Raw genomic sequence first — 26,092 nt, 5'->3', positions numbered from 1 at the left:
GCTCAGATTTCAGATTAGCGATCTGAATATCAAGTTGGGCCATGGCGGTGGCCGCGCCCCTTTTGAACACCTCAAGCTCAGACGAAGCTCGGGACAATCCATTCGACGCCTCATCGCGGTGCTCAGATTTCAGATTAGCGATCTGAATATCAAGTTGGGCCATGGCGGTGGCCGCGCCCCTTTTGAACACCTCAAGCTCAGACGAAGCTCGGGACAGCTCGTTCGAAGCCACGTCAATATTGCTTCGCATCGTCGCTAGTGCTTGAGCCGCTTGCGCTTCAGCCCCCAACGGAATTGGGCACTGATCATCAAGCGCCGACAACCGAGCACGTCCACTCCAGTTACTTCCATCAAAATAGGCAACGACATCGTCCTGATCCGTCGGGTACCACCCGGGCCCGGGCCGCGTATCTCGAGTCTTACCAAAAATTCCCAAGGCCCGCTCCTCTCCTAGTCGAAAAACCAACTCACGATAAGCAACAGTGCTACCGCCCAGCCACCAAGCTTCCTCGCCCGGAAACCTAAATCATCGCTCAGACATCAAACCCAAAACAATCAACGCGCCACTTGCCCTCCAGTCAGCCGCGCTCGCAGTACCGAACCACAGTCAGCCGACTCTTCGCGACAGCTTGGCCAGGTTTTAGGTGGCTGGCGAGGCGAGGTAACGCAGTGATCCAACCCCGAACTGTTCGACGATCTCAAAGGCTATTGATCGGGCTATGTCGATCAGGACTTCTTCCGTGTCGCTGGGTCGGATTTCGCTCTCAACGGGGTGGAACCTTGGAATGGTCCTACTGCTTAGGTCTTGGCCGACTTCACTTCTGTCGGTCCATCCCATCAAGCTTCGGTTTGGTCCAATAAGGACAAATGGCTTGTCGGTGTCTCGCGCCGCCTCAATGCGGATGCTAAATGGTCCAACGTTTTGGCTTTTCTGCATGGCTTCATAGGTGAGCGAAACGATGTCGGCCGCGAATGCTTCGATGGACCACTCAAGCATTTCCTGATACTCCCCCTTTGGCAGAGGAGCCTTGGGCCGAGTGAAAAGCATTGATGTGTAGCTTTGGTCTGTTTTGACCGCTAGACCCAGAGACCCATCATGATGGACTTCGACGTGGGCTTCGTCGCTTCTGCTGTCTGGCTCATGGACGTATTTAGAATCTGCGATCCAACGACGCCTACCAACTCTCATCATCTCCGGAATGGAACTAATCCCGGCAAGGGCGCGGCCCAAGTCGTCGCTCCCCGGGGTCATTGCAAGGGATCGCCTGAGACTCCCTTGCAACATCACATGCACCTCTTGGAGGCTAAGTTCGTTGTGCTGCCTGATCGGGGCCACCGGAGTAGCGACTCCCACTAGCCAAGTTGTTCCAGAAAGTTTTAGCCGATCTTTCAAGTCATCAACCATTGTCGACAACAGGTCATATCGTGATGCCCTGAGGTTAAAGCGCTCCGAGTATGCTCGTTCGATCGCCCGCTCATCAAGCCAAATAGTTGTCGCCCCATTCCGGGCGGGGACTCCCATCCTGTTGCCTTCGCCAACAAGATGCGGCGCATTCGGGCTTCCAGGAACAATGGCTACAACAACCCCTGTTGACGCCCCCTCTGAACTTGCCAGGGGTACCAGCGCCATCCCTTGAACGATGGGGCGGGCGGCTGCAGCCGCTGCCAAAAGTATTGCACGATCAGCCTCATGGATACTCACCTCATTGATCGCATCGGCCCGCCCTGAGGTCTCAGCGACACCGTAAACAATGACGCCCCCACCGGAGTTGGCCATGGCCGCAATGTCCTTTGTTGTTTCGGGAGAACTACCCCGTCCAGGCAGTTCTTGCTTCCAATCCAAATCTGCCTCTTCATGCACCCCAGCGGCCATGGCCCTATCAATATGTTCAAAGGTCAACGGCCCTTTGGGCAGGCTCAGTGCGGCATGAAGTGGGGTCCAGGGATTAGTCACTCCAATATTTCCAGCACTGGAAGGTCTGTCACAATCTTGTTGGTTTCCAAGGAAACCGTGACGATTCTTTTGATCAAGTCAATGATGTACCGGGGATCCCCAACCTCACGGCAGTAGTCGTTCGGGTCGTTGGTGATCTGTGAATCCTTGTGAGTCGTCACCTGGTATCGGTCAATGATCCATTCAATGGCCGACTTGCCGTTGACCTGGTAGTCCAAGACGTCCGCCGGAATACCCTCCAGCGTGATGCTCGAGTTGAAGACGATCCTGGAACGATCCTTGCGAGCGCCCCAGGAGAGTTTCTGCACGCGGTAGTAGTCGTATTGCGCTTCTGCATCGGCCGGAGGCTCAGTCTTGCGCACCTCGGTCAGTTCTGCCGGGGCCACGCTCTCATAGTTCAGATGTAGGTCAGCCAGTCCCCTGCCAGCTGTGCTGAACCCCCAGAAGTCCTTGACCTTCGGGATCCGCGGCAGCATCTTCATCAAGTCAGCTTTGTAGGCCTCTTTGTACGTCGGCGAGTGAAGCAGACCATAGACGTAGTAGAAGATATCCTCTTTGGAAATGGTGGCGTCTTCGTAGAAGCCGCGGTAAATAGAGAGTGTCGCTTCAGTGATGTTCTCCCGACGACGGTAGCCGTCGACGATGACTTCACTTTCTGCTGGGATCGCGAGCTCGTCGTCGGGGATGGGTTCATATGTATAGAGCGACATCCACTGAGCTTTTGACACCGCTTCCAGGTCAGGAAGCTGATCTACAATCAAGCAAGACCAATCGCGGCGCCGCTCTCCCGACAATCCGATCGCCAAGTTTGGGGTGCCAGCTGTCGGGAAGAGCTTTGGGAGCTGCCCGGGGCGCTCTATGAGTGTTGCGTCGAAATATACTGTCTGCTTGCAATATGGCCTGTAGACAGAGACTCTCGAACGGCCCTGAACGAACCTGAGCTCCCTTCCTGTCCTAAAGCGCTGAAGAAGTCCGGGGCTCCACCCTATCTTTGTTGGATCCAGACTCGGGCTCTTGGTTCCGTCAAGTCTGTTTGCTTCATAGGCGTCAATTAGGCGTTTGACTCTATCCTCCGTAGCGAAGGCCGAGAAACCGAATACCCATGCGTCTCGGTTAGATTTCAGCCCACCCGAGTAGTTTTCGAAGATTGCAGGAGTTCCACTCTTACCCTTTGAAGCTTTGTCGCCGCTGGGCTGGAAGGAACCGAATCGCTCATCGCGATGGTTGACCCAGTCGCCAGCATCATTTGCCGTAATAGTCTCCCAATCGGTACCTTCCAGAGATGCTTCTCCTCGGAGGATGTCGAGTTTCTGTTCGCCTGTAAGGTAGTCCCCAATGTCTCGATACTGGATTTCTGCCGTCCCCGTATGCGTAGTGTTCTTGATCAGTACACAGACAGCTATGGGCGTCATAATCGGGAAGACATTCCCACCTTCCCGCTTGGCTAGGTCCCCACTTCGCCCTCGAATACCGCCTCGGAGGTTGTAGACGAAGATCCGGCTGAACTCGTCAGCGAAAGTCTTCCGGATGCCATCTGCCGTACTGCCGTCGATAAATGAGCCATTGGAAACGAAGGCGATGACCCCGTTGTCTTTGATTCGGTTTGAGGCCCATCGGATGCCGCGGATATAGGAGTCGTAGAGGCTGTTTTTGAGCGTCGCCGTCGACAATTTCGCATAAGTGTCGGCGATGCTAGCATCCAGAGCCGGGTACTTTTGGTTCTGGTTATTATCGTTCGCGCTCGTCTGGCCGCCCGAGTAGGGCGGGTTCATGACGATGACACGGATGTCTTGGTTCTTCTGGCGGATCACGCGTTCGTGGTTCTCCGGGAAGATGCCCGTGGCCTCTAGCTGACCGTCACTCTCATTCAGTTGGAAAGTGTCTGTCAGGGCGATGCCGTCAAACGGCACATATCCATCTTCGTGTCCCGTGCCGGTGGCCATTTCGGAGTACACAGTTTCGATGTTGATTGCTGCAATGTAGTAGCTCAACAGGACGATCTCGTTGGCAAACAGTTCCTGCGTGTACTTGCGATGTAAGTCTTCCGGCTTGATGAGCCCAATCTGCAGCAACCGGGTCAAGAAGGTCCCGGTTCCGACGAAGGGTTCCAAAATAGAGACACCTTCGTCGGAGAGTGATTTACCGAATTCCAGACGCAGCGCGGCGTCGGCTGAACGGAGAATATAGTCAACGACTGGGACTGGTGTGAAGACGATGCCGAGGCGGTCTGCGACGCGGGGGAAGGCGTTGCGGAAGAAGTTGTCGTAGAGCTCTACGATGATGGCCTGCTTGGCTGCGGCATTGTCGATCTTGGAGACACGTGCCCGGACCGACTCGTAGAACTTCTCTAGGCCTTTGCTTTCCTTCTCGAATACGGCGTTTGAGCCCAGTTGGTCGAGAATGTTTTGCATGGCACGGGAGACGGGGTTGTGCTCGGTGAAGTTGGAGTCGGCGAACATGGCGTCGAAGACTGGTTTGGTAACTAGGTGCTGAGCGAGCATTTCGACGGCCTGTTCGTCGTCGATCTCTGGGTTCAGGTTTTCTCGGAGGCCGGCGACGAAACCATCAAAGGCTGTTCGGTGGCTGGAGTCCACGTCGGTGAGTAAAGCGTTGATCAGGTCAATGTGCTTCTTGGCAATGGAGGCGATGTCCTTGGACCAGTCCTCCCAGTACATGCGGTTGCCGACCTTGTCCACGATTTTCGCGTAGACGGAGTCTTTCCATTCCTCGACGGGGAATGTCAGGGTTTCCTGTTTGCCAGGATCCACGGGGCCTGGGCCTGGTTCGACGTCGGGGGTTGGGTTCGGGTCGATGACTGGGGCCGGCTTCTTTGGTGCCAGGTCGATCTTGTCGACGATGATTGACTCTGGTGCTTTGTTGTTCAGTTCGATCTGGTTTATGGATGAGTCCATGCGCTCATCGTGGGCGCGCAGTGCCTGGAGTACCTGCCAGACGACTTTGTAGCGGGCGTTGTCCTTCAGCGCTTCCGACGTTGACATGCCTTCGGGGATGGCGATGGGCAAGATGATGTAGCCGAACTTCTTGACCTCTCCCGTCTCTGCATCGGTGTGGTTGCGCATGACTCGGCCCACGGCCTGGATGACATCAACCATGGAGTTGCGGGGGTTCATGAAGAGCACCGCGTCTAAGGATGGGACGTCGACGCCCTCGGTCAGGCAGCGGGCGTTGGTGAGGATGCGGCAGGTCGGTTGTTCCTTCTTCGGCCAACGGCCCTTGTCATTCTTAGGAGCGGTTCGGTCATCGACGAGTACGACGTCGGGTTCGGCTTTGAGCCAGTCGAGCCGCTCCCCACGGCGGACGGCGTTGAAGCCGCCGTCAATGTGCTTGACCTCAACGCGCAGATCGTCTGTGGGGTCATCATTAGTCAGGTCTGTGAGATGGACGCGTGCCAGCTCGGAGAACTCTGCTTCGATGACCTGGGATGCCTTGATGGAGCGGTTGAACGCGACTGCTCGGCGCATGGGCTGCCAGTCTTGGCCGAAGCCGTCTTGGAATTCTCCCGCACGCCGTTTGGCGAGACCGTTCCATACGCCGACGAGCTTGGCGATGTCGTCAATGTTGAGCTCGCTGTTGTTGTCGGCGAGCTGGTCTTGAAAGGTGCCAGCCACCTGAGTCTCATCGACCCCCAGCACCAGCACCTTGTAGTCGGTCAGGAGTTTCTGTTCGACGGCCTCACCGAAGCCGATCCGGTAGAACACGGGCCCGTAGATGGACTGGTCATCCATGGAGCACAGGACAGCGTCTTTTTCCTTGGCGGCGTCTTTGGTGTTGTCGTTGAAGATGCGCGGCGTGGCGGTCATGTAGACGCGCTTGTTGCCCGAGATCCAGTGGTTGTCGTGGATCTTCACGAAGTGTGATTCGCCATCGCCGGCCAGAGTGGCGCCGGTAGTGCGGTGGGCTTCGTCGCAAATGATCAGATCGAAGTCAGGCAGTCCGGCCTGCTGGGCCGCCCGGACGGCGTCGATCGACTGGTACGTCGAAAATACCACCGTCATGCCCTCATCAAGAGTGCGCGAGTTCATGGCTTCAATGAGGCGCGCGCCATCGGTCGTGGCAGGGATTTGTAGGTCGTGGAGGGCGACGTCAGTCAGATCAGTGTCCTTGACCCGGCCTACTTTGTTGTCCGAGCACACGGCGTAGGCGTGCATGGTTTGCTCAGTCTCATCTGACCATTCCTTCAGCGACTGTGACATCAGCGCCAAGGAGGGGACCATGAACAGGATCCGCGCGTGGCCCAAGTCTTCTGCGATCCGCTCAGCCAGCTTCAAGGAAGTGAAGGTCTTGCCGGTCCCGCAAGCCATGATCAGCTTGCCACGATCGTTATCCACCAATCCCTTCAGCGCTGCTTCGACAGCCTTGTGCTGGTGTGGACGCAGTACCTTCTTATCGAAGAGTTTCGGTGTCGTAGGAGCCGTCAGGTCGTATGTGGTCCAGTCAATGTTGGAGTGGCGGAAATCCGTCAGCCCAATCCGTTGGACCGGCACATGCCGGCCATCGAGCATCTCCAGCGCGTTCTTCGACCAATCACCCTCAGTGGTATCCACGACGACACCGTTTGTGAAGGGCTTCTTCGATGATGCTGACAGGAACGAATCGATGTCGTGTTTCTGGATCTTGTAACCCGGTGCGTAGAACTTCACTTGGATGGCCGTGAGACCGCCGTCGTTTCGAGCAGCTACCAGGTCGATGCCGTTGTCTTTGTTGGTGAAGTTCTCCGGCCGGTCTGGCCAGTCCTTCCACAGCCACACATCCGTGTACTGAGGCGCATGCACACCGTCGTTCTCCAGGAACTGCCCCACCAGCTGCTCAAGATAGCTACCCTTCATCCGCTCCGAGTCCGAAAGATCGCGGTAGGTATCAAGCAGCTCATCAAACGAAGTGGTCACAGTTTCCCCAAAATGGTACGGACATAGAAAAGAGGAAGCCCCGAAAGGCTCCCCTTGATTGTATGTGTGATTCTCATTCAAACGACCCCAACGCCCGGCCCCCAGACTTAGCCCGGGACCCCGAACCGAACAACATATTCAAGAGCTCTCGACCCCTCAAACCAGACCGAACTAACAAGACTTCCAGCTGATCTGCACTGCCAACACCATTGGTAGCTAGGAACACCCACTAGGCACCTCGGCCCCGAGTCTCCCCAAAGCGGTATGGCGGCAAAAGCCCACTCCATCGAATGCAGTAACCGTCGCTTGTTCACAGCAACCAGAGAACCGCAATACTGTTGACACCATGCCCTCCAAATCTATATATTTATTGTTGTCAGATCAACACATTATGGAGTGGATTTAATGTCAAAGACCATCAGCACCGAAGAGCTCGAATACCAGCTCACCGTCGCCAAAGCCGACGTCGCAGAACTCCAGGCAGCAGGACAAACAACCTCCGCAGCCACCTACTTCACCATCCAAACCACACTGGAACGCCTCCTCGGCATCAACCCCTAACCAGACATAACCCACCCCACGCCACCCGCAGGCACCCAGAACGGACAGCGAAAACCACCCATGCCCAGCACACGATTCAGCCCCGTCCACTACGAAACACTCGAAGCAGAAGCAGCAGCCAGGAAACTCGCCAAGGCCATCAAACGCCGCCGCAACCAAGGATCCCCCGCCCAAGACGAATTCGGCATCAACGCCTACAACATCGCCCGCACCCTCAAAAGCCTACAAACCGCGCTCGCGGATCTTTCAGAGGAGTACAGCACCTTGGGCCCAGGGCTTGCCAACATCCCCTCAGAGGGGCTTGCGGTAGCTTGTGGGCATATTGAAGCCGCCATCCAAGCTTTGCCTCAGCAGGCCCCACCCAGAACCGACGGCTAGCGCCGCCATCCGAGGCCCACTCAATTCCCCCAAGCCTCCTTCAGGAGTACCCCTGCTCGATTCAACCCCGTCCGCCACCACTCTGGAGCGGGTTCCTATCTGGCATTCTCTTCTATCCAGGCACAGGCCTCTGCAGTCATTGCCGCACGCGCACCCTTGAGAGCCTTACGCTCTGTTCGTGCGTGCAAGATGTTAATGGGGGGATCCAACTTCTTGATGATCTTCTTCTCTACAGATTCCAGCGGGCAACTAAGTTCTCGCGGTTTAGGCCACCAAGCCAGCGTTAGGTGAACTTGCATCCAATTGGTCAGCCGAAGGTCGCCACCATCCTCTAAGCCATAGTTGGCCGGGCGCTCCGGGCTCTTCTTATTCCGCGGGACCGCCTGGAGCTCTAGAGACTCTCGAAGCAGTGCTGCGAATGAACGGCGCACCGTGGATGACCCCGTATTTGGGACACTTTCGGGGTCAACGCCAAAATGTTCATCAAGATCTCGCCCAACCAAGCTGGACTCAGATTTACCAACATAGAGCGGGACGCCCGAATCCATTGCCTTCAAGCCCAAGCTGGCCCAGACAACGGCATCAGCACCGATGGCATACAGCCCAGGTACAGGAGGAACAAGCTCGAGGGCCCCTGAAATCGGACGCCCAGGCTCAGTCAGGCACTTGATCACGGAACTCAGTAGATCTTCCGGAATTTCGATCAATCCTCGCTGGTCGTTCACAGCTCTCCATTCCATATTGGGCGTCCGCTTGGGCATGTAAAAGGCGGCCGGATTTCCTCTTGGGGACGGAAACCCAACCGCCGTGACCAGACTAGACCATCTCACCGGCAATCACTTGCCAGGCCATAGCCGGCGTCGAACTCCTACCATTCCAGCTGGCTCATGCACCCTCCGACATGGTTCCTGTCGGAGGGTGGAAGTACAATTTAGGAATCAAACATTTATTCTAACTATCGGTGTGTTATGTCTCATATCTCGAATATTTATACTGCGGATTGCCGTGAACCAATTCAGCACCCGTTGCTGGCTCCCGTCTCCGTGGCGGCTGGATACCCCAGCCCTGCACAGGACTATTTTTCGCCTGACAGCCCGGATGGACGTATCAATTTGAATGACCACTTGATCCATGATGCTACGAGCACTTACGTGATCAGAGTGTCCGGTCATTCCATGGAGGGGGCTGGCATCAGTGACGGAGATGAGCTCATCGTCAACAGAGCCCTTGAGCCACGGGATGGGAACGTGATTGTTGCCGTGCTTGATGGGGAGCTGACCATCAAACGCCTGAGGATTACAGCCACGGGCGTGGTTCTGCAAGCAGAGAATCCGGAATATCCGGACATCAAGGTATCCACGCTGGCCTCGCTACAGTGCTGGGGTGTCGCTGAAACCGCGATTCATCACCTCCTTTGAAGCCCGTGGCGACCGTAGAGAAGATTCAGGCCATTGCCCTGGTAGACGTGAACATTCACTCGCCTGAAATGTGTTGTTGTTGAACCATCCCGCCCGCCCGACCCTGCCGATCGGGCAGGGCGTCTGCAAAGTGATTCATCGGCCAGAAGCGTTATCAAGCTGCGGACAGTAAGTTGGCACGGTACGACAAGAAATTGATGCATATGCAAATCGAGCCGCCATACACTGCTCCGAGGAGATACCGCACCTGCGGCTAGGGTTCGTCGCGAAAACGTCGTTCGATTCTAATTGCGAATATGACCGCACATACTGTGACGAAGATCGCGATTATGAGCAAAATCCAGTTCGACTCTGTTACGGCGAAGTAGATGCCAATTATCAACATGGCAATGGCCATGATTCCCATGAAGACGGCCCGGAACCTGCCTCGTTCTTTATACGTTCAGACTCAGACCTCCTGAAGTACGGGTTGGGTCTTTGTTGAGTTTGGGTGGCCGGTGATTTGGTAGGTGATGGGGCGGTGGTCGCCGGGGAGTCGGGCTTGCAGGTGGTTGAGTTCGTCGGTGAGCAGGTCCAGTGCGTGGGCAATCCGGGGGCTGTCGGGCCGTTCGAGGGTGATGCTGATTTGGTGGGTTCCGTAGTTGATGGTGCCGCCTTGGTGGAGGAGGTTGCGGGTGATGGCCCGGTATTCGTCCGGGTCGGTTAGGTAGGCGTTGAGGCGGTCGGCGAGCCAGGCTTCGGCGTTGAAGGCCAGTAGCCGGAGCACCATTTGCAGGCCGCGGCGTTGAAGGTGGGGGCGGGCGAGCTGCGCGTCGGGGTTCAGCTCGGTGGCGGGGATTTTGGCGGGGATGGGCTTGAGCGCTTTTTTCGCGGCGGCGAGGTCCTGGATGGCTTTTTCGATGCGGCGGTGCACGCCGGGCAGGGCGGCATTCATCTGTTTCGGAGTCCCGCCGGCGGCGAGGAGCCGGGCGAGGGACCGTTCGGCATCAGCCAGCGCGGTTTCGGCGGTTTTGACGGTTTTGCGGGCCGCAACGCGGGCGGGGTTGGCGACTTTTCGGGTGTCGGTGTCGATGTCCATTGCGTAGTCTGCGAGGGTGTCGATGCCGTTGTGTTCGGACGCGTACTTGAACATGTTCTCGATCCGCCAGCGGGACCGCAGCCAGCACAACAGCTCCGCCCCGGTGCCGGTGGTTTCGCTGGTGAGGACCTGTAGTACCGGTGCCCCGTGCTCGAACAGGGTCAGCTGCCTTGCGTCGCCGTAGCCCTTGATCGCCACGGTCTCATCGGCCAAGACGACGCTGATCTCCTTGCCGTTGCGTATCGTTGTTGAGGTTGCCGCGGTGGCGGTGGTCTCCACCAGGGGTGCACGGCGGTAGCTGATCCACTCGGCGCCGGCATCCTTGCAGGCGGTGAACGCGGACGGGAACGCCCCGCCGCGGTCAAAGCCGAGCAGGACCGGCGCGTCCGTCCCGATTACTTCCCTCAGCTGGGTGAGCACACCTGGCAGGTTGGAGGCCAGAGACGTTGGTCCGCCGGAGTCAAAGACGACCGCCCGGCCGCGGGCATCAACCACATGGGTGTCGTCAATGCCGGGTTGGGCGTGGCGGCGTTTGGTGTTCCAGCCCTTGGCCACGGGCCTGGCCCCGGCATAGGGGACGAAGTGGTCATCGACGTGATACACCGGATCCTGCGCCGGGTCGAAGGCCAGCATCCCGGCGGCGAAGGCGCGCTGCAGCTTCAGCGGGTCGGAGTTGTCGGCCAAGGCGGCCAGCCGTCCGCGCAGGGTCACCAACTCCGGAACCATGCTGATCCCGGCCACCGGGCCCAACTCTGTCCGGCGCAGGTGCTTGAAGCCCTCCACGGTCCCGGCCCCGAGGGCGAAACCCAGTGTTGCTGTGGTCAGGACGGCCAGGTTGTCATAGCGGCGGGCCAGTGCCCCGGCCAGGGACGCGAAGATCGCCTCGGTGCCGACCCGGTCCAGAAAGGGATGCAGCAGCATCGCCCCGGCATAGCGGGAGACATGCTCACCTTCCCCGATGCGTGCCAACGCCGCTGCGGGGGCCGCATCCGGAGCGCTGCCGGGCACCCCGCCAGGAGTCTCCACAGGCACGGAACCCTCCCCGGCCTCCCCGGCTGCGACGACGGTGATCAGCTCCTCCTGCGGCGTGATCACCCCGTTCCGGGCCACCAGTTCGCTGATCACCGACCGGGCCACTCCAAGCCGGGCGGCGATCACCTGTTGCGTCAAGCCTTCCCCGGCCCAGACCCTGGCTTTGGCGACCTGCCGGTCAGACAGCTTAGGCGGGCGTCCCCGCCGCCGCACCAAACCAGCCGAACCCTGCACCCGGGCCCGGCCGCGCAGCATCGAGACATACGTCGCCGTCAACCCGAACACCGCAGCAACCTCGTCCACCCGGCGCCCAGCATCCGTCAACGCCACAATCGCCAGATTCCGCATCCCGGTGTCCGCGTCCGAGTACCGATAGAGCAGGGAACGACCACAGCTAACCAAAACCTGCCCGTCGCAGGCGACAAGGGCCAGCCCGGCCGGATCCGGCATGTTCTCGAATGCACTCTGCTCCATCCCTCCATGATACCAGATCTCAACGGATTTCCGACACTCCTAAACAAAGAAAAAGCCCGCCATTGCGGGCCTCACCTCACGTACTTCAGGAGGTCTGAGACTTGTCCCTTTTTCGGAAACATCATCACTCCAATCTAGAATATCGCGCCGGCGATCGTGGCGACGTCTGCCAAGAAGCCGAGATAACCCAAACCACGATTTGCCTGGTTTTCCGCAGTTTCGTTGTCCGTCACCGCGTCCGCCAATACACCCGCGAAAACGGGGGCTGCGCAGCCGAGAGTGACAACTAGTCCCGTTCCGGCGGTGGGGCCCGCGATGCCGATGGCGATCAATGCACTGGTTCCGGCCCCAATGATGCAGTCCTGGGCTGCTTGGAACTCTCCATGCTGTGTGGTTTCGACGACGACTTGGCGAAACAGGCCACCGCGACATCGAACCGTATCCGCGGGTTGCTGACCCAGATCCACCCAGCCTTGAAACGGGTCATAGGACCGCATCTGGACCATCCCGCGATGGCCGAACTGTTGATCAAGTACCCGTCGCCGGAGAAGCTGCGCAAAGCAGGCCTGAACCGTGTCACAACGCTGATGTCCCGCCATGCACCGCGGGCCGGGAAACGCTGGACTGCCGAGGTATTTACCGCCCTGGATGAACAAAGGGTCGTCGTCGCCGGCACCGGAGCTGCTGGCATCGTCCTGCCCCAGCTGGCCGCCATGCTCAAACAGCTGCGCACCTCCCGCCAAGAGATCCTCATCAAGGTCAAATCCCTCGTGGAGGACCACCCTCTTCACGAGGTCCTGACCTCCATGCCAGCAGTTGGGGTCAGGACCGAAGCCCGCATCATCACCGAAGTCATCGGCAAACAATTCCAGAGTGCCGGCCACCTCGCCTCCTATGCCGGCCTGGCCCCGGTGACCTGGCGATCCGGCACCTCAATCCGCGGCGACCACCCCTCCAAAAAGGGCAACAAGTCCCTCAAACGCACCTTCTTCCTCTCCGCTTTCGCGGCGCTGAAGGACCCGCTCTCACGGGCCTACTACGACAAGAAACGAGCCGAGGGCAAACGGCACAACCAAGCCCTGATCGCCCTCGCACGCAGGCGCTGCGACGTGCTCTTCGCCATGCTCCGCGACGGGGCGTTCTACACCCAACCCGGCACCGAGACCGCCTGACCGGAGAGGGCCACCAGCTGGCCAGCACGCCACACCAGCCACTCAAGCCTGCCCAAAATCAGGACCCCAAAAACTTTTTAGAAAAGGTCCCCAAAACACCTTGACGAAAACCATAGGGACCCCCCCCAATGACGAAGCCTGTGGTTCCCCATAGTCCAAAGCTAAGGAGTAGAACGAGAGTCACTCTGATCCATTTTTTGAGCCCGTAAATGTTCATTCCCTCCGCGCAATCTTCAGAATAGTTTAGCTATACCACTAGTAAATGCTCCGACTAGGCCGCCAATAATGGCCTGTTCACCTGATTCTTGCAAGCTAGCACCGCTTGTTGCAGCCTTCGCTGCGCCGACAGAGGCACCTGTAAAGGCACCAAATAGGGCCACGCCAGCTAGTCCGACTCACGATTTGCCATTCGGTATCCGATGACCCCAACCCCGGAAAGGCCCAGGCCCACCAGTACCTGAAAGACTGGAAAGTTTCCTAGGAAAATCGCGGAAATACAGGAAACGGCGACCATGATCAGCCCCAAGGTAATGAGTGCTGCGAAAATCCACTTTTGCTTCATTTGTACCCCTTCGACTGCCTACAGTACCTACTCACAAGAATCTCCAGCATCGAACCCGGATTTAACCAGCCCTGCTGCACTTATGTAGATGCCGGCGGTAGCTACACCGGCTATTCCACCGGTGGCTGTTGCGGCTCCGACGAATGACAATGCGAGACCCGCATAAGCAATCCCGACAAAGGTTGCATCCAGTATGCACTTGCCAGTTACCAGTCCGGTGGGGTCGGTGTTGTTGATGGGGTCGTTGGCTGCGTAGGCGTAGCGGTTGGCGTTGGCTGGGTTGAGGGGTGTGTCGAGGGTGTCTTGTTGGCTCCAGCGTCCGGTGGTGGGGGCGTACCAGCGTTGGCCGTATTTGACCCATCCGGTGTTGCGGTCTTGGATGCCGGCTTTGAAGGTGTAGGGGTTTTGGGAGGTGCCGAGTCCGCCGGAGTCTTCGGTGAGGGTGGGGACACCGTAGGGGTCGTATTGGTAGACGAAGGCGGTGTTCGGGCCGCTGGTGAGGAGCGCGGCGGGGTTCCCGGTGCCGTCGTAGACGTACAGGGATACCATGCCGGAGCTGGTGCGCAGCATCAGTGGCTGGCCGGTGACGGGATCATTTTCAACGTACGCGGTTTGGCTGCCCTTTTTGTACTGCTCGATCACGGGCAGTCCCTGGGCGTCGGTGCGGCCGTACGCGATCTGGTACGTGCCGGTGGCGGTGGTTTGGGACAGGAGCTCGTTTTGGTTCGTTCCGGCGTAGCTGTATTGGTAGCTGGCACCGTTTTTGGTCACGGTGGTCATCTGATCGGCGCCGTTGTAGGCGTAGCTCCCGTTCGGGTCCGCGGTGAGGTTGCCGGTGCCGTCGTAGCTGTGGCCGGTGCTGGTGATCTGGTTGGCTGCGTTGACGGTGAAGGTTTGGTTCGTGGTGGTGGCCCCGGTGGTGCTGGCGGTGAGTCGGTTCCCGCGCGCATCGTAGCTGTAGTTGTAGGTGATCGCGGGGGCGGTTCCACCGCTGGTGGCCGCTTTGGTAAGCCGGCTGGCGCCGTCGTAGGTGTAGGCGGTGGCGGAGCCGGTGAGGTTGTCGTTGACCCATTGGATTTTGGACCGGTCCGCAGCAGCGGTGGTGGGGCAGGTTGGTGCGGTGGAGCCGGCGGAGTAGCAGTAGGACTGGTCCATGACCAGGGTGTTGTCGGTGTCGCCGTTGCCGGAGCTGGAGGTGACGCGGGTGACCCTGCCGGTGGTGTCGTAGTCGGTGTGGGTGTGTGCTTTCCAGGTCGTCAGTGAGGGGTTGGCTTGCAGCCAGGTGTCGGTGCGTCGGCCGCGGTCATCGGTGGCGAACGCCAACGTCTTCGGCCCGTCGCTGGGGTGCTGATAGGTCAAGGTGACCAAGGTGGAGGAGGCGTCGAATTGGTAGGTGGTGGTGCCGCGGCTATCGGTAGTGGAGGCCAGGTTCGAGGCCCGGTCGTAGCTGTAGTTGATGGTGCCCCCGCCGGCGGTGTTGGCCCGGGAGATCAGCCTGCCCATTTGGTCGTACCCGTAGCTGGTGGTCCCGGAACCGTCCACCCGGGTCAGGGGCTGGCCATTGTTGTTGTAAGTGTTGGTGACGGTGGGTGTGCTGTCTGAAAAGGTGGTGGATGTCAGCCGCCCGACGCCGTCGTAGGCGTAGCTCAGGGTGACGCCGCGGCCGTTAGTGGCGGTTAGTGCCCGTCCCCACGGGTCGTAGGTGAAGGTGCGTGCGCCGAGGGAGGAACCGGTGACCGGGGTCAGTGTGCTGAGTTGGAAGTTTCCGTCGTAGCCGTAAGCGGTTTTGTTGCTCCCGTTCCCGGGTGCCAGGGCTGTGGCGACGGTCCCGTTCGTGTTGTAGCTCAGGGTCGCGGTCGCAGCCAGGGCGTCGGTTGAGGTGAGCTGGTTCCCGGCCCCGTTGAAGGTGAAAAGTGATTGGTTGCCGGCGTCGTCGGTGGAGGAGGTCGCAAGGTAGGCGGTGTTCGCTGCCGTGTTCGCGTACGCGGCCGCGCCTGCAGCTCCGCCTGGGGCCTGGGAGGCGGTGATTGATTCGCCGGTGTTCGCCCCGAAGGTGTTCGTGACCGTCCCAGCGGTGGTGCCGGCACCTTGGGTGGCGGTGAGGGTATCAAAATCCCCAGTGTAGGTTTTAGCCTGGGTCCGGCCCATCTCATCGGTGACCGAGGAGACCCGCTTGTCGCTGGTCAGGATGTAGGTGGTGTGGGGGACGAGGGACACCGCTGTTCCCTGATGGGTGTTCGGGCCAGCCAGCAGGGTCTGTGAAGCTGTGGGGTAGGTCAGACGGGTGATGGAGTCACCCGGGGAACCGGCGGTGGTGTTGGTTTTCTGCACCTGGGTGACTTTGCCGGCGCTGTCATAGCTGAGAGTGGTCACGGCCCCGGTCGGGGACGTGATCGTAGCGACCCGTCCACCGGAATAGGTGAACGTGGTGTTCTTCCCGGCCAGATCCGTGAACCCTGTCAGGTTCTTATACGCGTCATGGGCGAACGACACTGACCGGGTTGAGGCTCCGGAGGTTTGCGTGATCGCATTGAGCAATCCGTTGGTGTCGTAGCCAAGGTTCGCGGTCCGGGCCCCGACCACGCCCCGGGTGGAAACCGCCTTGGTTAGTTTGCCCGAGGCCCACGTCAGAGCGGTGGCATTGCTGTTGCGGTCTTGAATCTGGGTCGTCTTCCCATCCAAGTTAAACGTCACCACCGTCGCACTCGTACGGGACGTCAACGTCCAGCCCGTCGACCCGGTCTTGACCAGGTCGGCTTTGACCCCGGGAGGGGAAGTGTACGCCGTCGCTGACCCGGACACCGGGGTGAACAACGCCGAGAACCCATCCCCGGAAGTAAACAGAATCCCGGTCGGGGCGGTGGATAAAGTCCCTGCCGAACCAGCAGTCAGGGTCCAGCGCGGTGCGACCAGTCCCGGGCTCGTGTCGGCTGAGAGGGAATTGAAATTCATACCGAGCCCGACATCACCGCTGATACCGGGAAGTGACAGGGCCGTGACACTCAATTGAAGGTTTCCCGTGCCAACATCAAGGGACGCACTGACCTGGTCGCTGATCGGGATGGGGAGCCTGGTCGCCCCCGGCCTGGAGCCCAGCAGTCCCACCGTGGAGACATCCCCCGCGGGAAGAGCCGCGAACGAGGGAGACGCGAAACCGATACTCACAGCCAACACCAAACCTGCTGTCACCGTCCCCGCCACCGACTTCTGGCCCACTGACCCCCAGCGGATGGATTGAGCAGTACTTGAGCGGGTCTGTTTAGAGCCGTCAGCATTTAATGGCTGACGCACAGTTTCAATAGACATCGTCGTCCCCCAAAACGAAGTGAAGTGATGGGCTATGTCTACCTTTGATATGAAAGGAAAACAAGAGTGAACCCACAAACACACTGGAAACAGCATCACTGGAAGCGCGAAAGTCGCGGAATTCAGCGGGTTTATCTCCGTCTAGTCAGTTGGTTGGATTCGAGTTTTTTCTCGTTCAGGCGACGCACAATGCGAATCGTGGACGCAAAAAACCTATTCTGATAACTCCTTGAACTGGCATAAGAAATCCGGCTAGTAGGCATATGTAGCGAGATGGCGTCACTTTAGATGAAGCAGTACAGGGCCAGGCGGGCTGTCCTTCGGACGATGGGCCGGGCCGCCATAAAGGCGGCTCGTAGTCCTGTTGTGATGGATATTCAGACGTATTCATCTTTGACAGGACTACGAGCCTTGAACGAACCTACTTTGGTGAACTCTGATGCTGCCACCAGTTCCGCTGAGAGCTGGCCAGCCTCTTTGGCCGCGAGGTGACTAGCGACCGTTTAGTGTGAGCTGTGGGGCGAAACGACTTCGTAAGATGTCACCTAGACTTTGGTCAGACCCGGCCGTCTCATAGAGGAGTTCCGTTGTTGATGCTCCAAATAGAGTCACGCGAGATCGTCCTTTGGCGAAAGCAGGTGTTGGACCAGAACGTCCACATACAGTGGGTGGTTTCTGTTGGGCACACCAAGGACGCCGGCGCCGGAGGCTGGGCTGGCGGCAGTTCTATCGTGTCGAGACGTTGAGACCGCTACTTATCGGGTTGATTTGTTTATCGGCACGATGTTGCCATTGGATTGCAGTTGTTCCAGCAGCTGGTCGCGTTCGTTGGTAACCATCATCAGGGCGGCAGCGTAATTTCGGAGCTGCTCGGTGAGTGTGTCGCGTTCTCGGCTGAGGCGCTTGGCCCGTTCCACTTCATGGGCGAGCCGGTCACGAAGAGATTCCACTTCGGGCTTGCTGCGGTTGATTTCCCGTGCGCGTTTTTGGAAGGAGAGGTTTATGTCCGGGTTGTCGTGTGTCAGCCGGTGCCGTTTTACGTCGGCCAGTTCGATCAGGCGGACGCCCGTGAGAGGACCGGGGACCCGTCCTTCGAGGAGGTCGTCGGCTGCTTTTTGGAGTGCGGCGCGGATGCTCGCGGAATCAGTTGTTTTCATCGGTTTCAGTGTTCGTGGCTCGAGATGATGCCGGTGAGGTGCTCGGCGACCTGCTGTGCTCGGTGGTGCCGAATGGGCGGAGCGAAGCTGTCTTTGGGTAGACGATCTAGGGAAGCCTTGACCTCGAGGATATCGTCATCGGTGCGTGCGATGTTACCGCAAGCGCTGTAGCACTGTCCCAAGTTCGGGGCATCCTCGTTTTTTGTGCAGAGGGCTGTCGTCTTGTCGAAAACGCAGTGAATCCCATCTCCCTTGAAGACTTGTAGCGAAGGATCTGTCAGGAGTTTTTCGGCCTGGCGACGGGTTGGGAGAACACGCCCTTGGAACTTTGAGGTGACTTGGTGTGTGCGTGCGCGCAGGTCTGCGGCAGCAGGTCCGCTCACGTGTCCTCCGGATTCGAGATACTGATCGATATCAGTGAGCCTTTCGATGCGTTCAAGCCACCTTTCCATGGCCAGTTCGTTCGGGAACCCTGAATGGTAGTTGCCGGAGTAGCCCTGGGTGACAAGCGTGGAAATGTGGTTGTACTGAATAGCGGCAGCGACCAGACCGCGGGGGCGGCGAACGATGTGCCAGGCCAGTGTTCTGCGGAATCGGTTCGCCGTTACGCGTCCGTCTGCATCCTCGGGGATACGGTCATTTCGTTGGTGACGAACGCAGTAGTCATTGACCCAGCCAATAAAAGATTCGATATCCGTTGTCATCTTTGCTGTCGTTTGGCCACTTCCTGCACGGACGTCGGCGCGCGGTTTCGTCCCACGAAGCGGCTTGGGTCGCAGGGTTTTGGGGAAAAGCAGTTCGGAGGTGTGGACTTGTTCAAGTACTTCAACGGATTTGCCTGCCAGCGGATGAACGATCCAGGGGTTGCGACGCGGTTGGCCTTCAGGGTCTTTGGCGTCTTCGGGCGTGCGGGCGTTTTTCCAGGTGGTTCCGTGTAGTTCGTGCAGCTTGGTGTTGTGATTGATCCTGTGGCATCCCCGTTCGAGGTTGAGGGCCTCGCCGGGCCGCATGCCCGAAAGGTAGGCAATTACGATGAAGCATGCGGTCTGTAGGTGGACAGTCAGCGGGATGACGTCGTCCCATGCAATATATGGTCCGCACCACAGCTGGCCGTCCAGCAATGCGGTGCATTTGGTGGTCACATAACTTTGAGGGTCCACGGGTAGTCCACTGTTGTGCACTATCTCGCGGTCGTATTTGGCGTGGGTGTTCCCGAAACTTCCGGTGAGTCGCCCGAGATGTGTCCAATTGATTCTTGGAGCTCCACTGGGATCGGGATTTCCAGGCAGGCCGACTCCGAGATGGCGCAGCCTGTCGAGCGTGGCCTGCAGCCTTAGCCTGCGTGTTCCTGGTGGCTGGGGTTTCCGGTCACCGTTCGATGTGTGCCGGTAGTCATCGCTGATGAGTTTGAGGTAGTCGTGGTAGGCGGCAGTGATGTCGGGGGCAAGTTCGTCAATGACGCGGAAGGCCCACGCCATGAGCGGGATGAGGGTTTCATCGCTGATGCGAGGGGTGAGGTTTCCGGTGTTCTTGAAGCGGTGGGAGAGCAGATCCCCGGGTCGCTCTTCCTGCCACGGGGCTGCTTCGGGCATTCGCAATTGTGGGGATGTGACGTTCCGGTGTACCCACACGCGTCGAGTTTCGACGATGATCTGCCGCCGTCGGGGAAGGCTGAGTCCCGACTCTGACAAGTCGGCCAGCAAGCGATCCAGTACCTTCGGGGTGGCGGCCTGAAGCGTGTCGTATCCGTGGGCGTGGAACCAATGTATGAGCCATCGCAGCGGGCTCAACATGTGCGCAATGCTGGAGAGGCCAAGCCTGCGAGGTGCGCTGGGGGCGTCCAGAATTGGTTTGGCAGCGTCCTCGTTGATCAGTATCCAGAAGTAGGATTTGACGGATCTCAGCCACGCATCCGGAACCTGCGCAAAGTTGATGATGTATCTCTGCACGTGGTTCTCAAATATTCCGGGGGAGAGGTCCCAGACGTTGTCTCCGAAACGCGACAAACTCGATGGGTGGGATTCGGGGCGCAGCCGGCGACGTTCCAGGACGACGGTGTTGTCATCAAATGCGTCGGGTTGTTCATGCAGTTGTTGAGTCATCGTAGTTCCAGACCTCCGTCAAGGACCAGATCGATCAAGTCTTGTTCCTGGCTGCTGACCGCAGATGCAGCTGCCGCGCTGTTCGCTCTCTGCCGACTAAGCAGGTCACTAAGTTGTTGGTGCGCCGTGGAGAAGCGGCCGGCCCATTCTCCATCGGTCATTTCACATCGCCGGCGGTCCATGCTGGCAAGCATGGCCGCCTGGAGAGGAATGTGCCGGGGTTCAGAACGGGCATTGCGACATCCCAAACAGAGCAGGAATGACGCGCTGCAAGAGCCTCCTGCACTGCCGTAGGGGCTGTTCGCATGGTCTACGCATGCGGTGGCCACAGTGTCGAGGCGACCTTGCAGCAGGAACTGCAGTTGGTCCGTGGTTGTGCCGAGTTTTTCAGCTATGGGCGCGGGGTTCCTGCCGGCCTCGGTGACCTCTTCAGCCGTGAGAGTAAGGATGCTGTGGCCTGTGTGGATGCGGTTGACTTCGGTGTTTAGTACGTCGCCTACGACTTTTTGGTAGCCGGGCAGCGCTTCAGCATCCTTGGACAGGTACTCTCTGGCCGCAGTCGTTGCAGAATGCGCAACGGGCCGCTGATGCCGTTGAATGTAGGTCAGTCGCAATCGGCGCGTGTTGATGCGCGAAAGAACAGTTCCATCGGGAAGCTTGCCACGCCAATTTTCTACCGCTGCTGTCGGCAGCTGACGAATTTCGGGTGCACCAGGCCCCACATTGCTGCTGTAGAACACGAGCAGTGAGCTGGTTTTGGCGATCTCCCGCACACGGGCACATAGTTCATGGGCAACGCGGTACACACCGGCGGCGGAACTGTAGTCGTCCCGGCCAAGAGCCGGAACGTGACTGGGTGCCATGGCTAGATCCATTTCCGCACCATGACGGCCACGACGTGGTTTGGACGCTCGCGTCATGATCAGAGGTTCCTCGGTTTCTTGGTCATCTGCACGAAGATGGTCGGCGGTCAGTCCGCATACCGTACTCAGGTTTTGTCCGGAGACACAGATCAGGAGCACGGCAAGGGCGGTGATCTCGGAGTAGCTGGGGAAAAGCTCTGGAAGAAGGGCAGATGATTCCTCCTGCTGTGGCGGTGACTTCCTCGTTGCACTCAGCCGCGGGGCTTCGGTTCCACCACGGAAGATTCGATCGAGCAGCGCACAACGCTGACGGGCTCCTGCCTCAAGGCCTGGGTCGTCTTGTTTCCAGCGTTCAAGTTCGGTTTCGATTTTTCTTATCCGTGCAAGTGCGGTCCTTACTTCTGACCGGGCCGCACGCTGGATCCTTCGTGCTTCCGAGTCTGCATAGGCCGCACTGCCGGAACTTGACACCGACCAGCCGTGAGGGGCATAGAGCGCCTCTCGAAATTCAGGGGAAAGCCCAGCGGTCCGGCGAAACAACACCCTGAAGAGCTGGATCAGCGAATGCGAGTACCGGGTTCGAGAAAGCTTGAACGAGGCAAGATGAGCAGGCACCAGGGCACCGAGTGTTTGGGGCGGGGACGGTAGCTCCTGTAGTTTCCGTGCCAAGATCCTCGCCCCGGCGTAGAGGGTCTTGGCCGACTCAACAGTTTTTCGGCTTCCACCTGGACCACAGGCCATGGCAAAGCCCGCGACGACCGCTGACTCAATTTCTGGGGCGAATCCAAGCTTGCGGAACTCGAAGTCTTTTGGACGTCCGCCTGATTCCGGCGTGAACCGGACGTAGACACCGTTTCCGGTATCGGTGACGGCTTCGGGCCGCGCGTAGGAACCATTCGGCAGGGCGGCGCGCACCATCAGAACCCGCTTTCGTTGTCGTCCATCATTCGTACCCGGGGGTCATCCGACAGAATGGCCAGCAGGGGTTCAAGATCAAGAACAGATTTCCCGTACTCCAGGAGCAACCTCGCATCCAGGGCCCGAAACGGTTCCAAATAAGTTCCTTTCGTCGTGGCGACGTCCGCATGGCCCAGCATCGTTTGAACCAGGGACCAGGTATCACCAAATTGTTCGCGCAAATCACGCTGATGGTCGGCATCCATGTCCTTGACTTGCCGGGACCAGATCAACCGTCCAACAGCAAACCAACGCAATGCGAAGCTGTGCCGCAGCATGTGCGGGTGGCATTCCAGACGGTCGATGCCAGCCTTTCTGACTCGGGAGTTCGCAAGGGCAAACGATTTGTACCAGGCAGATTTTTGCCGTGGACTGCCATCTTCGTTTAACCAAAGGGAGGCAGGCTCCAACCCGTCATGGGTACGGATCAACAACTTGCGTCGCTCCGATGGATCAAGTTCGTTGATTCGGAGCGAGGTGGGGTAGCTCTTCGTTCCACGGAAAGTGTTCACTCTCAATACGCCGTTACGAATTTCTTCCACAACGATTCGCCCACGCATTTCCTTGTAAATCCCTGCTGCCTGGGCAGTTCGAACCGCTGAGGCTCGTTCCGTTTCCTGATAGGTGGCAACTTGCTCAAGGACATCACCTCGCAACCAGAAGGTGTGCCCGCGTCCCCCTTTGGCACAGGCGTCGGCGAGCCGGAACGACGCGTATTCACCTCCTGTTACTTCCCTGTTGAGTTCCAGCGTCAAGATGCTGGCCCATTCCTGCAGACGCAAGCCACTGCCATATAGTCCATCGACAAAGCTTGCGTCTCGAGACTGGGAGCGGGGCCGCCACCGCGTGCGTTCTGCTCCTTGGGCCGTCAGCCCGTGAATTCCAATATCACGCCAGCGCTGGTAGGCGCGAGGAGTCAGCCATTTGACGTCGGCATTTCGAACTGTGGAAGGGCGTAGATCGGCACTACGCGAAGCATCTGAAGAGTATCCGTAGCGAGATTTTCGCGTAAGGATCTCATCGGAATCGAAAAGAGCGGGACCTCCCAGGACCCGGTGCGCCCAGTCATAGAACGTGCTGAGCGCCGCCAAATCATTTCCCCACGCAGAACCTGAGATCCTGCGTGGATTCCGGGCGTCGCTTCGGCGCCAGAACTTGAAATCCATGACGTCATTTTCGGTTGCTGAATCCCAACCCATACCTCTTGAAGCAAGGAAATTTACCCAAACCGACAGTGAATACGCGTAACGCCTATTCGTTGACTCTGCCCGGTTACGCATTTTGGCTCCCGCGAAGAAGCCGTTCAGGGCAGCATGGGGGACGCCCAGATTACCTATGACGATGGGTCGCCCCGCCCACTGTAGCCACACGCCAGGCAAGTCTTGGTCACTTGCTTGTGTCCTGAGCGCGCGTTGCAGCAGCGGATCGTCTTGTGTGGCGATGTATTCAGGAGAGAAGAAGACATTCCAAACCAGCGGACTGTGGGTCATGGACACCATACTTACGTGCGCATCAAATGTAGCCAAGCAACACGCCGGAAGGGGCTAGAGAATGAATTGCTTTTACGCCTCTGCAGAGCGTGCCTTCGATCCGTCGTTGGAGGGCCGGCCCTTAATCGTTCTGTCCAACAACGACGGCTGCGCGGTCACGAGGTCATCGGAGGCCAAGAAACTTGGCGTCCAGATGGGTGATCCATGGTTCAAGTTGAAGCACCTGGCATCCGAGAAGATCCCCCTGGAGCTATTGGTAACTGGCGTTATTCGTCTTGGCGCTATTCCCCGTTGTAGTAATCGGATGCAAACTGTAAAGCCCTGTCGAATACGGTGCCTAGACGATCCGCGGTTACACTAACCTCCGGCGGCGCCTTCCAATTTTGGAAGGCGCATCTGTTTTCCGCGCGGCCCGATGGCAGTTTCCCCCAAGCGCACCGTGGCCCTAGGTTGACACTTGAGGGAAACAGGCCGGCCAAATGGACGTCTTGATACCGACACAAATCTGCCGCCCAAATACTGATGGCTCGGCCACTCCTAGGAAATGCGCTGTTCGACTTCAAATAGTTTGCTGTATAGGGCCCGCCTCTGAGTTCACCGGGCATTTTTGCGGCGGGTATTATCGGAATCCGAAAGCCGCGGAAACACGCCTTTCCCAAATCGCAGGATTCGAGTGGTGCGTGCGCCGTGGATGAATCCTCTAACGGGCGTATGCGGTTCGGGACCACCCGTCCCACCGAATGGGCTGCCGTGGAGCTCCGCGAGGTCAGGCTCGTTGTTCGAACGTGGGGCCGGAAATGAGATGATTTCCCTATGGCAAATTCAGAGTGGCGACCAGTTCGCGGGACACTCATGACCAGCGAACCAATCGAAGCTTACGGTGGCATCTCGATTCCGGTCGAAATGCTGCGGGATGTGGCACAGCAAATAGAAGCAAACGGGGTTCCATTCCACCTGGATCACAACATGTCCACGCCGCTCCGAGTACGAGGTTTCGAAGCGTTCGTCGAGAGCCGTCCCGACGGCTTTGACGAGCTAAGGTTCCATGCCGAGATTCATGAGGGAGACTTTCATTGGCTTGAGTCACGTCAGGGGGTGTCAGCAACAATCATGGCGCCGCTGGCGCGTGACCAGAACAGAGTCCGCAACCATGGTGCAGCCATACGAATCAGCGCTGACAATGCTTGGTTTGCGGATGATGCTCTCATTGAGGCGGAGGAGCAGCTTATCGCGCGAGGAGTTGCTCGGGAGATAATTCAAGTTGAGCGTGCCTATCAGTTCAGCTTTGTTCCTGATCCTCAGATTTTCGTCGACGTCGTGTATCCAATTCTGCTTTCGATTGGCGCCAGCGCAATCTGGGATGGGGCAAAAAAGATCTTCGACCAGCGCAGGACACCCAGCAGCGGGGACGCAACCGCGCCCACTGTTGTAAACGTGTCGATCGCCGACGGCGATCGTTCACTCAGGGCCGTTGTTACGACGAGCGATGAGGCAGTGGCACAACGTGCCATCGAATCATTGGATCAAGCGGTGACAGCTTTCTTCCAAAGCACACCGATTTCGCCCCCGGAGGACAATCGCAAGTCGATAACAGTGTGGGATGACGAGAGTGGCAATTGGGCCCCTCCAGCTTGATACCTGCGTCGAGATGGCGGCACCAGCTAGTGTTGTCCAGAACGCCAAACCAGCGACCACAACCGTTCCGTCCGATAATGGTTCCACTTCTGGGCGCACCTGTGCAGACGACTTGGGAGACCTAATGCAGCCGCATTCGGAAAACGACAGTTGCGGCGACGCCTAGCAGGACGGTCCGGAATCGATCGATTTCGGGATAGGAGACTTCGCGGTTCCTGCCAGGTCTCGAAACCGCGAAGTCTCGCTACTTATGGCCTCCTGAAACTGCAACCGTTTCGAAGCTGCTTGCTAGCTATTCTGGGAACTCAGGTTAGATGAGCAAGTGATGCTTAGCCTGGAGTTCAAGGTCACAAAGGCGACTCCACGCGACCCGCTCCATGACATCCCCGGTGGTACCTGGTTTGGATTCCCAAGCACCGCCTCCGATCAAAGATCGGCTACCGGTGATGAGGTGGGACCACGCATACATAAAGGACTCCCACTGCTCCCCAGTTTCTGGAAGGTAATCACCCTCATTGAGCGGTACGTTCCAGGTGGCCGGTCCGGACACCGCGACCCAGAGGTCCAGGTTCTTTTCTGCGGGCGTACGAACGGCTGGAACTTCACGAGCCACAAAGAAGTGATCTTCGAAAGTCGTCGCAGTTTCAAGGCGAGTCAGGTGTTCCTGAATCCAGCGACGTTGATTGGACAGCCGGCCTTTCAAGCCAGCCTTCCCAACGCCACGGCCGTTGTAGACCATGCAATCAGTAGTTGAGTCAACGTGCATGTAGACCCCCGATTTAGAGGGGATCTGAACTGAGTTGGTTACCTTGATCCAGTCGAGGCCGGTTGCCAGCTTGATGCTGGTGGCAGTTACCGCCTGGACGAGGATAGATGCCCGATATTGATCGACATCTGGTGCGGCAAAGTCGTGCGGCATTGTTTCTCCTTTTCTAGCAGTATGTGCAGCCAGAAGCGGTTACCTCTGAACAAAGCCATACTTGCTGGTGCAACGCTATCCCACGCCTGTGTCGGTTTGCTCCGTTTGGCGTACCCCCTTCCGAAAC

Annotated in this window: 17 protein-coding genes and 1 pseudogene; 6 read left to right on the top strand and 12 right to left on the bottom strand. The window is 58.3% G+C overall.

The genetic code is table 11. The annotated features are described in order from the left end of the window. The 3 genes from AB0O97_RS16665 to AB0O97_RS16655 all read right to left on the bottom strand — a co-directional run. Positions 1 to 436 (bottom strand): hypothetical protein (locus AB0O97_RS16665; RefSeq protein ID WP_363884152.1); only part of this gene is annotated, 436 nt, incomplete at its 3' end. Positions 437 to 640: 204 nt separating this feature from the next. Further along, positions 641 to 1,873 carry an RNA-binding domain-containing protein gene (locus AB0O97_RS16660; protein WP_363884167.1) on the bottom strand — a complete coding sequence of 411 codons (1,233 nt, stop codon included), beginning with the start codon at positions 1,871 to 1,873 and terminating at the stop codon, positions 641 to 643. Between the two features lie 77 nt (positions 1,874 to 1,950). After that, complete coding sequence (locus tag AB0O97_RS16655; RefSeq protein ID WP_363884150.1) at positions 1,951 to 6,861, bottom strand: type ISP restriction/modification enzyme; 4,911 nt, start codon at positions 6,859 to 6,861, stop codon at positions 1,951 to 1,953. Between the two features lie 405 nt (positions 6,862 to 7,266). On the opposite strand from AB0O97_RS16655, the gene AB0O97_RS16650 reads away from it, so the two are divergent. Then, entirely contained in the window at positions 7,267 to 7,422 is a 156-nt protein-coding gene (locus AB0O97_RS16650) for a hypothetical protein (protein ID WP_363884148.1), read from the top strand. A 60-nt stretch (positions 7,423 to 7,482) separates the two neighbouring features. After that, the gene (locus AB0O97_RS16645; RefSeq protein WP_363884146.1) at positions 7,483 to 7,800 is read left to right on the top strand and encodes a hypothetical protein; all 318 of its coding nucleotides are present in this window, start codon (positions 7,483 to 7,485) and stop codon (positions 7,798 to 7,800) included. Positions 7,801 to 7,895: 95 nt separating this feature from the next. Here AB0O97_RS16645 and AB0O97_RS16640 read toward each other — a convergent pair whose 3' ends face one another. Next, on the bottom strand, positions 7,896 to 8,525 hold the full coding sequence (locus tag AB0O97_RS16640; RefSeq protein ID WP_363884144.1) for a GIY-YIG nuclease family protein: 630 nt from the start codon (positions 8,523 to 8,525) through the stop codon (positions 7,896 to 7,898). Positions 8,526 to 8,768: 243 nt separating this feature from the next. On the opposite strand from AB0O97_RS16640, the gene umuD reads away from it, so the two are divergent. Continuing rightward, positions 8,769 to 9,218, top strand: a complete 450-nt coding sequence (umuD, locus tag AB0O97_RS16635; RefSeq protein WP_363884142.1) for a translesion error-prone DNA polymerase V autoproteolytic subunit — start codon at positions 8,769 to 8,771, stop codon at positions 9,216 to 9,218. Positions 9,219 to 9,666: 448 nt separating this feature from the next. Here umuD and AB0O97_RS16630 read toward each other — a convergent pair whose 3' ends face one another. Beyond that, positions 9,667 to 11,802, bottom strand: coding sequence for a putative transposase (locus AB0O97_RS16630; protein WP_363884141.1), 2,136 nt, complete (start codon positions 11,800 to 11,802; stop codon positions 9,667 to 9,669). A 374-nt stretch (positions 11,803 to 12,176) separates the two neighbouring features. Here AB0O97_RS16630 and AB0O97_RS16625 point away from each other — a divergent pair. After that, a pseudogene (locus AB0O97_RS16625) lies at positions 12,177 to 12,974 on the top strand (IS110 family transposase); the annotation flags it as partial. Between the two features lie 385 nt (positions 12,975 to 13,359). Here the strand turns inward: AB0O97_RS16625 and AB0O97_RS16620 are convergent. The 6 genes from AB0O97_RS16620 to AB0O97_RS16595 form a co-directional block, all read right to left on the bottom strand. Then, entirely contained in the window at positions 13,360 to 13,536 is a 177-nt protein-coding gene (locus tag AB0O97_RS16620; protein WP_363884139.1) for a hypothetical protein, read from the bottom strand. 27 nt (positions 13,537 to 13,563) lie between these two features. Then, positions 13,564 to 16,842 (bottom strand): RHS repeat-associated core domain-containing protein, encoded by a 3,279-nt coding sequence (locus tag AB0O97_RS16615; protein WP_363884137.1) that lies wholly within the window; start codon positions 16,840 to 16,842, stop codon positions 13,564 to 13,566. A gap of 755 nt (positions 16,843 to 17,597) precedes the next feature. Then, entirely contained in the window at positions 17,598 to 17,999 is a 402-nt protein-coding gene (locus tag AB0O97_RS16610) for a hypothetical protein (RefSeq protein ID WP_363884135.1), read from the bottom strand. A gap of 5 nt (positions 18,000 to 18,004) precedes the next feature. Next, positions 18,005 to 20,101, bottom strand: coding sequence for a hypothetical protein (locus AB0O97_RS16605; protein WP_363884133.1), 2,097 nt, complete (start codon positions 20,099 to 20,101; stop codon positions 18,005 to 18,007). After that, positions 20,098 to 21,882, bottom strand: coding sequence for a hypothetical protein (locus AB0O97_RS16600; RefSeq protein WP_363884131.1), 1,785 nt, complete (start codon positions 21,880 to 21,882; stop codon positions 20,098 to 20,100). The genes AB0O97_RS16605 and AB0O97_RS16600 overlap by 4 nt, the downstream gene beginning before the upstream one ends. Further along, entirely contained in the window at positions 21,882 to 23,411 is a 1,530-nt protein-coding gene (locus AB0O97_RS16595; protein ID WP_363884130.1) for a site-specific integrase, read from the bottom strand. Before AB0O97_RS16595 ends, AB0O97_RS16600 begins: the two co-directional genes overlap by 1 nt. Positions 23,412 to 23,472: 61 nt before the next feature. Here AB0O97_RS16595 and AB0O97_RS16590 point away from each other — a divergent pair, with 61 nt between their 5' ends. Beyond that, a complete protein-coding gene (locus AB0O97_RS16590; protein WP_363884128.1) occupies positions 23,473 to 23,772 on the top strand; it encodes a hypothetical protein in 300 nt (99 codons plus the stop codon). Between the two features lie 491 nt (positions 23,773 to 24,263). After that, positions 24,264 to 25,046 carry a hypothetical protein gene (locus tag AB0O97_RS16585; protein WP_363884127.1) on the top strand — a complete coding sequence of 261 codons (783 nt, stop codon included), beginning with the start codon at positions 24,264 to 24,266 and terminating at the stop codon, positions 25,044 to 25,046. 310 nt (positions 25,047 to 25,356) lie between these two features. On the opposite strand, the gene AB0O97_RS16580 is transcribed toward AB0O97_RS16585, so the two are convergent. Then, complete coding sequence (locus AB0O97_RS16580; RefSeq protein ID WP_363884126.1) at positions 25,357 to 25,965, bottom strand: hypothetical protein; 609 nt, start codon at positions 25,963 to 25,965, stop codon at positions 25,357 to 25,359. Positions 25,966 to 26,092: the final 127 nt, after the last annotated feature.

Origin of the sequence: Specibacter sp. NPDC078692, from assembly GCF_040686835.1 — a bacterium.
Classification (GTDB): Bacteria; Actinomycetota; Actinomycetes; order Actinomycetales; family Micrococcaceae; genus Specibacter.
The sequence above is the reverse complement of the archived record's forward strand: the minus strand, read 5'-3'. Positions and strand labels throughout refer to the sequence as shown.

What these genes read in the sequence shown, in the direction of transcription:
- AB0O97_RS16660 (WP_363884167.1), bottom strand. Translation starts at nt 1,873, where the DNA reads ATGGCCGCTGGGGTGCATGAAGAGGCAGATTTGGATTGGAAGCAAGAA.
- AB0O97_RS16650 (WP_363884148.1), top strand. Translation starts at nt 7,267, where the DNA reads ATGTCAAAGACCATCAGCACCGAAGAGCTCGAATACCAGCTCACCGTC.
- AB0O97_RS16645 (WP_363884146.1), top strand. Translation starts at nt 7,483, where the DNA reads ATGCCCAGCACACGATTCAGCCCCGTCCACTACGAAACACTCGAAGCA.
- umuD (WP_363884142.1), top strand. Translation starts at nt 8,769, where the DNA reads ATGTCTCATATCTCGAATATTTATACTGCGGATTGCCGTGAACCAATT.
- AB0O97_RS16630 (WP_363884141.1), bottom strand. Translation starts at nt 11,802, where the DNA reads ATGGAGCAGAGTGCATTCGAGAACATGCCGGATCCGGCCGGGCTGGCC.
- AB0O97_RS16620 (WP_363884139.1), bottom strand. Translation starts at nt 13,536, where the DNA reads ATGAAGCAAAAGTGGATTTTCGCAGCACTCATTACCTTGGGGCTGATC.
- AB0O97_RS16615 (WP_363884137.1), bottom strand. Translation starts at nt 16,842, where the DNA reads ATGTCTATTGAAACTGTGCGTCAGCCATTAAATGCTGACGGCTCTAAA.
- AB0O97_RS16610 (WP_363884135.1), bottom strand. Translation starts at nt 17,999, where the DNA reads ATGAAAACAACTGATTCCGCGAGCATCCGCGCCGCACTCCAAAAAGCA.
- AB0O97_RS16605 (WP_363884133.1), bottom strand. Translation starts at nt 20,101, where the DNA reads ATGACTCAACAACTGCATGAACAACCCGACGCATTTGATGACAACACC.
- AB0O97_RS16600 (WP_363884131.1), bottom strand. Translation starts at nt 21,882, where the DNA reads ATGGTGCGCGCCGCCCTGCCGAATGGTTCCTACGCGCGGCCCGAAGCC.
- AB0O97_RS16595 (WP_363884130.1), bottom strand. Translation starts at nt 23,411, where the DNA reads ATGACCCACAGTCCGCTGGTTTGGAATGTCTTCTTCTCTCCTGAATAC.
- AB0O97_RS16590 (WP_363884128.1), top strand. Translation starts at nt 23,473, where the DNA reads ATGAATTGCTTTTACGCCTCTGCAGAGCGTGCCTTCGATCCGTCGTTG.
- AB0O97_RS16585 (WP_363884127.1), top strand. Translation starts at nt 24,264, where the DNA reads ATGACCAGCGAACCAATCGAAGCTTACGGTGGCATCTCGATTCCGGTC.
- AB0O97_RS16580 (WP_363884126.1), bottom strand. Translation starts at nt 25,965, where the DNA reads ATGCCGCACGACTTTGCCGCACCAGATGTCGATCAATATCGGGCATCT.